Source organism: Methylobacterium sp. WL103, from assembly GCF_008039885.1.
GTDB classification, from domain to species: Bacteria; Pseudomonadota; Alphaproteobacteria; order Rhizobiales; family Beijerinckiaceae; genus Methylobacterium; species Methylobacterium cerastii.
The window spans coordinates 1-4,116 of sequence record NZ_VRUX01000387.1; the positions used below are offsets into that span (position 1 = coordinate 1).

Here is a 4,116-nt window from a genome sequence, read left to right on the forward strand (position 1 = left end):
CACCAGCGCCATCTCGGCGGCCGCCAGCGGCCGAGCCGCGCTCGCGACCTCGGGCACCGCCTTCAGCAGGATCTGCCAGGCCCGCGACAACGCCCGCACCGGCAGCCGCGCGGCGAAGTCGCCGCCGCGGCGCCGCTCGATCTCGCTCAGCGTCGGGTCGGCGGCGGCGGCCTCGGGCGCGAGCTTCAGGCGGGTGACGAGGTGGGTGAAGGCGGCCAGGTCCGAGAGCACCACCGACGGGTCGGCGCCGGATTCGTACTGGCTGCGCAACTCGGCGAAGGCGGCGGGCACGTCGCCGCGCATCACCGCCTCGAACAGGTCGAGGATGCGGGCGCGGTCGGCCAGGCCGAGCATGTCGCGCACGCCCGCGGCGGTGACGGTCCCGGCCCCGTGGGCGATGGCCTGGTCGAGGAGCGAGAGCGCGTCGCGCACCGAGCCCTCCGCCGCGCGCACGATCGCGGCCACCGCCTCGTCCTCCGCGCCGACGCCTTCGGCGGCGCAGATCTTCTGGAGGTGGGCGGAGAGCACGTCGGCCTCGACGCGGCGCAGGTCGAACCGCTGGCAGCGCGACAGGATGGTGATCGGGACCTTGCGGATCTCGGTCGTCGCGAACACGAACTTCGCGTGCGGCGGCGGCTCCTCCAGCGTCTTCAGGAACGCGTTGAACGCGTTGCCCGAGAGCATGTGGACCTCGTCGATGATGTAGACCTTGTAGCGGGCCGAGACCGGCGAATAGCGCACCCCGTCGATGATCGCGCGCACGTCCTCGATGCCGGTATGCGAGGCGGCGTCCATCTCCAGCACGTCCATGTGCCGCGATTCCATGATCGCCTGGCAGTGGACGCCCAGGGTCGGCATCGCGATGGTCGGGCCGGTGTCGGGGGCGCCGACGGGCGCGTAGTTCAGGCCGCGGGCGAGGATGCGGGCGGTGGTCGTCTTGCCGACGCCGCGCACGCCGGTCAGCATCCAGGCCTGCGGGATGCGCCCGGCCGCGAAGGCGTTGCCGAGGGTGCGCACCATCGCGCCCTGGCCGATCAGGTCGTCGAAATCCTTGGGGCGGTACTTCCGTGCCAGCACGCGGTACGGCGTCTGCGCGAGGGCAGGCGCCGGAAACCCGGGCAGGCCCGGCTCGTCGTCAGGCGTGCCGGTGCTCGCGTCCATGCGCTCTTCGGGGGTGCGTCTTCGCTCTTCGCAGTCGTGCCTTGGCCGCCGCTGCGGGCCGCTCGACCCGCGGTTCCTGCGGTGGAACGAGGTGGGAGGCTGGACGAAGACCCGCTCGGTCTCGTTAGGGCTGCTTCCTTCCGGACCTGACCCGGTTGGCGAGTGAAACGTCCCTCGCCAACCTCCCGCGGCCTATATGGCCGGAGGCTCCGGCGATGGCAAGCGGCCCGATCACCGGGCCCAGGGCAATCGCTTGAAAGCGCTTTCCCTGTTCTTTGTTAGGGCCTCAATCGCCGGCGCCCGCCTCCGCGGGCTCGGGCTTTCGCTCCGCGGGGCGCTCTTCGCGCCCTGATGCCGCTAAAGGCGGCTTCGAGCGATCACCCGGTCACGAAGCCTCGGCGGCTGCGGGACTGCCGGCGCGAGTCACGGCGGCGGCCGCGAGCACGAGGGCGAAGCCGAACAGGAACACCGGGTTGATCGAGAGCTCCTCGAACATCAGCGAGGGCACCATGAACAGCACCGTGTAGAACACGAGCGGGCCGAACCGCTGCGGGCTGAGCACGATCCGGACCGTCCCGACGAGGAAGGCGAGCGCGACGAGGACCCCGCTCTGGAGGGCGAGGGTGACGACGGCGTTGTGCGGCGTGCCGACGCCGGCCATCATCAGGAGCTGGTTCTCCTTCGCGACGTTGCCGAGGCCGAGCGGATGGGTCGCGGCGAGTTGCAGCCCGGCCGCGGTGGAATCAAGCCGCTCCAGGATGTTGCTGTCGGCGTGACTGTCGGCGACGAACCGCTTCTCGATCGCCGACTGGAGCTGCTCCGGGACGGGCGCGTAGCCGGTGGCGCTGAACAGCATGACGAGCCCGCAGACGACAGCCGCCCCCGATAGGACGGCGTAGACGCTGACGCTCTTTCGGAGGATCAGCCCGAGGACGATCGCCGGCAGGATGAGCCCGGCGCGGTTGTTGGTCAGCGGAAAGCTGACGAGGAGGCCTGCGAAGTACGCCACGTAGATCGCGCTGCGGCCGGTGCGGTACCAGAGGTAGGCCGCCGACGCGCCGGCCAACGCGAAGACGTGCCCGGTCTCGTTGCCCGCGGTCCAAAGGCCGCCGAGCTTGTCCTTCATGAACAGGACGAATTCCGGCTCGAGGCCGTCGGTCGGCACGGCAAGCCCGACGGCGGTGAGCTCGATGCCGGCCGAGGCCGCGACCAGGACCAGGAGCGAGCCGGCGAAGCCCAGGAGCGTGCCGACCGCGAAGCTGTCGGCGCCCGCCGGCTCGCGGAGCAGGATCACGAGCTGCGTCGCCTGGACGAAGTACAGCAGCAGCACCAGGGTCAGGTACAGGTCGCCCTGCTGGACGTCGGCTTTCGCCACCAGCGAGGCGACGAGCAGCAGGACGACCACCCCGATCGGCAACGCCCGCGCCAGGAGCGTGGACAGGATGCGCGGACGGAGCAGGAAGTACGGGATCGTCAGGAACGGCAGCGCGTCCGACAGGCGCAGGAACGGCAGCCCGAAGGTCGAGGTCATCACGTTGAACTGCAGCGCGAAGCCGACGCCGAGGATCACGAGCCGGTCGAGCCGGCTCAGGGACACGCCTCCGGACGCCGGAACCGCCCGCTGCGGCTCGGCCGGGACGACGCCTCCCTGGGCGATCCGCATGCACGCCTCCTCGAAGTCCGGCACCCTCGGCGACCGAAGAGGGCCGACCTTGCACGGGATAGGTTTGGAAAGGCTTGCGACGGCGGACGACGAGAACGCCTGATCCCGGCGGGCTGGGGGCGCCACGGATTGGACGCCGCCCCGTTGCCCCATGCCTCGCCGACCCCATCTGCCGTCGCAGCATCCCCGAGCGCGTTCGGAGACCGGAGGACGGATGGACAGTTCGAAGGGCCACGGCCGCTATGCCTACAGCGCGTTGCCGGACCGGCCGACCTACGACTGGCCGGATGGCCGGCGCCTCGCGGTCTACGTCGCGCTGAACCTCGAGACCTTCGACTTCGGGTCGGGGCTCGGTGCCGAGCTCGCCCCCGGCGGCCCGCAGCCGGACGTGCTGAACTACGCCTGGCGCGATTGGGGCAACCGCGTCGGCGCGTGGCGGATCAAGGCGCTCCTCGACGAGCTCGGCCTGCCGGCGAGCGTGCTCGTCAACAGCCGCCTCTACGCCGACTGCCCCGGCCTGATCGAGGCGTTCCGCGCCCGCGGCGACGAGATCGTCGGGCACGGGCGCACCAACGCCGAGCGCCAGGGCACCCTCGACGAGGCCGGCGAGCGCGCGCTCATCGCCGAGGCCACCGCCCTGCTGACCGAGCACGAGGGCAAGCCGCCCGCCGGCTGGCTCGGACCCTGGATCTCGCAATCGCGCATCACCCCCGACCTGCTGGCGGAAGCCGGCTACCGCTACCTCCTCGACTGGGCCCACGACGACCAGCCGGTCTGGTTCGCGACCCGCGACGGCGGCCGCATCCTCTCGGTGCCCTACCCCCAGGAGCTGAACGACATCCCGGCGATCGTCGCCCGCAAGGAGACCGGGCGGCAATTCGCCGACGCGATCTCGGACGCCTTCGACGAGATGCTGGAGCAATCGCGCCACGCGCCGCTGGTGATGGGGATCGCGATCCACCCCTACATCGTCGGCCAGCCGCACCGGCTGAAGCCCCTGCGCGCGGCGCTCGCCCGCATCGCGGCACAGCGCGACGCGGTGTGGCTCACCACCGCCGGCGCCATCGCCGAGCATGCCGCGGGCGCGATGGCAGACGCGAAGGGTTAAAGCGATCATGGGGGTGGATCGGCCGGAGGGCGTGAGACCGCGCCGCGTCCTGATGGTGGGCGGCACAGGCACCATCGGCCGCGCGACCGTGCGGGCGCTGGTGGCGCGCGGGCACGAGGTCGTCTGCCTGGTCAGGCGCTCGGCGGAGGCCGCGCGAATCCCCGAGGGCGCCGTCGCGCGGGGC

4 protein-coding genes and 1 other RNA gene are annotated in these 4,116 nt (G+C 71.7%); 2 read left to right on the forward strand and 3 right to left on the reverse strand.

The window, feature by feature from the left end:
• The 3 genes from FV222_RS18980 to FV222_RS18990 all read right to left on the reverse strand — a co-directional run.
• Positions 1-1,161: DNA polymerase III subunit gamma/tau (locus FV222_RS18980; protein WP_147815391.1), on the reverse strand; the 1,161-nt coding region annotated here is incomplete at its 3' end.
• A gap of 89 nt (positions 1,162-1,250) precedes the next feature.
• Positions 1,251-1,349, reverse strand: an RNA gene (gene ffs / locus FV222_RS18985) — signal recognition particle sRNA small type.
• Positions 1,350-1,546: 197 nt separating this feature from the next.
• A complete protein-coding gene (locus tag FV222_RS18990) occupies positions 1,547-2,824 on the reverse strand; it encodes an O-antigen ligase family protein (RefSeq protein ID WP_147754482.1) in 1,278 nt (425 codons plus the stop codon).
• 214 nt (positions 2,825-3,038) lie between these two features.
• Between FV222_RS18990 and FV222_RS18995 the strand changes: the two genes are divergently transcribed.
• Positions 3,039-3,932 (forward strand): polysaccharide deacetylase family protein, encoded by an 894-nt coding sequence (locus FV222_RS18995; RefSeq protein ID WP_147764620.1) that lies wholly within the window; start codon positions 3,039-3,041, stop codon positions 3,930-3,932.
• Positions 3,933-3,984: 52 nt separating this feature from the next.
• Positions 3,985-4,116, forward strand: a 132-nt coding sequence (locus tag FV222_RS19000; protein ID WP_147815392.1) for an NAD(P)H-binding protein, incomplete at its 3' end; no start/stop codon positions are given.